This is a genomic window from Achromobacter sp. 1011791174 (assembly GCF_059760925.1).
Genome location: NZ_JCBANH010000209.1, coordinates 1 through 447 on the forward strand (window position 1 = coordinate 1; position 447 = coordinate 447).

The 447-nt window shown below is 66.7% G+C and carries 1 protein-coding gene; it reads left to right on the forward strand.

Annotation, left to right across the window (positions count from 1 at the left end; genetic code table 11):
- Positions 1-447: autotransporter-associated beta strand repeat-containing protein (locus AC6LJ5_RS30345; RefSeq protein WP_498142456.1), on the forward strand; the 447-nt coding region annotated here is incomplete at both ends.

Below are 447 nucleotides of genomic sequence, written 5' to 3' on the forward strand. Positions count from 1 at the left end.
TCAGCGGCAACGTGGCCAACAGTGGCACGCTGGCCTTCAATCGCGGCAACACCCACACCTTCGGCGGGCTGATCAGCGGTTCGGGTGGCGTTACACAGTTGGGCAACGGCGCCACGATCCTGACCGCCAACAATACCTACACTGGCGGCACCACGATCACGGCGGGCGTTTTGCAGCTGGGCGCGGGCGCGGGCGGGTCCACGGCCGGCGGCATCGTCGGCGACGTGACCAACAACGGCAGCCTGCTTGTCAATCGCAACAATACCTATACGCTGGGCGGGGCCATCAGCGGCACGGGATCGGTCACGCAGCAGGGCAACGGCACCACCATCCTGACCGCCAACAATACCTACACTGGCGGCACCACGGTTAGCGCGGGCAGCCTGTATGTCAACGGCGACCAGACGGCCGCGACCGGCGCGACGACGGTGACGGACGCCAAGCTGG